This window comes from Bradyrhizobium sp. CSS354, from assembly GCF_029051725.1.
GTDB lineage: Bacteria > Pseudomonadota > Alphaproteobacteria > Rhizobiales > Xanthobacteraceae > Bradyrhizobium.
On record NZ_JAACFU010000066.1, the window covers coordinates 1 to 1,524 of the forward strand.

At 62.6% G+C, this 1,524-nt stretch carries 1 protein-coding gene and 1 pseudogene; both read right to left on the reverse strand.

Features of this window, described 5'->3' with window-relative positions:
- Positions 1-8: 8 nt before the first annotated feature.
- On the reverse strand, positions 9-338 hold the full coding sequence (locus GWG67_RS39045; RefSeq protein WP_342761093.1) for a transposase: 330 nt from the start codon (positions 336-338) through the stop codon (positions 9-11).
- A pseudogene (locus tag GWG67_RS38635) lies at positions 301-1,356 on the reverse strand (IS5 family transposase); the annotation flags it as partial. The pseudogene GWG67_RS38635 and the gene GWG67_RS39045, both read right to left, overlap by 38 nt.
- Positions 1,357-1,524: the final 168 nt, after the last annotated feature.

Genomic DNA, 1,524 nt, shown 5'->3' on the forward strand with positions numbered 1-1,524 from the left:
GTCGTCCGTTAAGAAGGCGAATTGAGCGGGGCTGGACCGGCCAGCACGCGGCATAGTCGGACCAGGAACAGGCACAAGAGTTCTCTGAGCCAGGCTAGGATGCGGCGGAAGTTGTGGCCGACGGCTGAGAGGATGACGTTGGCGGCGTCTCCGGCACGGCCTTTGAGGTAGCAGCGACCGAGGTGACCTTCGGTCTTCATGTGGCCGATGATGGGCTCGATGGCGGAGCGGCGGCGCAGCTCGCGCTTGATGACGCCGAAGACGCCGCGCTTTTGGCCGGAGATGAAGACGCGACGTGGATTTTGAGCATCGTGGCCGAAGGTCACCCTTGTCGACATAGGCCCGCTCGATCGGACATCCGGTGAGCGTCTCGGTCCGGTCGATGACGTTCCGCAAGGTGTGACCGTCGTAGGGATTTTCGGGCAGCGAGCTGGCATGCAGTACGAACAGGCCGCCGGGAGCTCGGCGATTGTTGGTGACGATGGAGGCCTTCACGCCGAACTCGTAAGGGGCTGAGGCCTTGCCTTTGCCGATGCACTCCACCTCCGGGGCATGAAAGGAATAGAGCTTCCAGCCGCGCTGGCGCTGCTGCTGGGAGCGGATCTGGCTGGCTCGGCCAAGCGGAAAGGCGAATGCCTCCTCGAGGGCTGGCTGGCCCTCGATCTTGCGACGGATGTCGCGGATGATCCGGCCCAGCCGGCTGCGCAGGATACGCAACTGCCGCTGATGCCGCCCGAACTGTTTGGCATGGGCGTAGCGGCCCGCCATCATCGCAGCGGCCTTGGCCACGCGAGAATAGGATTGCCGGAGCCTGACGCTGTGCCTTCTCGCCAGGCGGTTGAGGCCCTGGATGGCCGCATGAAGCAGCTTGGCGTCGGTCGGGAAGGTGATGGCCTTCGGCTGCACCGTGGTGTCGACCGTGACGCGCTTGAGGTCCTGGCTGCGTAAGGCGCCGGCTTCGTGCGCCACCCGCAGGCTCTCGGCCAGCAGCAGCTCCAGCTTGTCGCCGAGCCGCTTGCGCCAATGGCTCAGGTCCGAGCGTTCGTGCGGGAAAGCGTGCCGGAAAAACTCTTCGCCGGTGAAGAACTGGAAATAAGGGTCGTGGACCCAGCGCTCGCACACCCCCTCATCGGACAGCCCGTAGATATGCTTGAGCAACAACAGCCCGATTATGAAGCGGGTCTCGATCCCCGGCCGGCCGTTCTCGCTGTAGAGCGGCGCGATCTCGCCGTCGATCCAGTCCCAATCGATCTTGCCGGCAAGCAGAACCAACTCGTGCTTCAGATTGATGATCTGGTCCAGCCGCGCCCGGAACAGATCGTTCGATCCCGTCGTCTTGTGCTTCTTCGGCCGCATCGTTCCCTCCGATGCACCACAGAATCATGGTCCGCAGGGAAAGGGAATCCAAAAGCGAAATTGCAGGGTTTGGCGGCTTCAACCTCCCATTCCCTGCAATCTCAAACCGACTCGAATCCGAAAAAGAGACTCCTGCTCAATCGCTTAGAACCTTGTTCACGGACGACT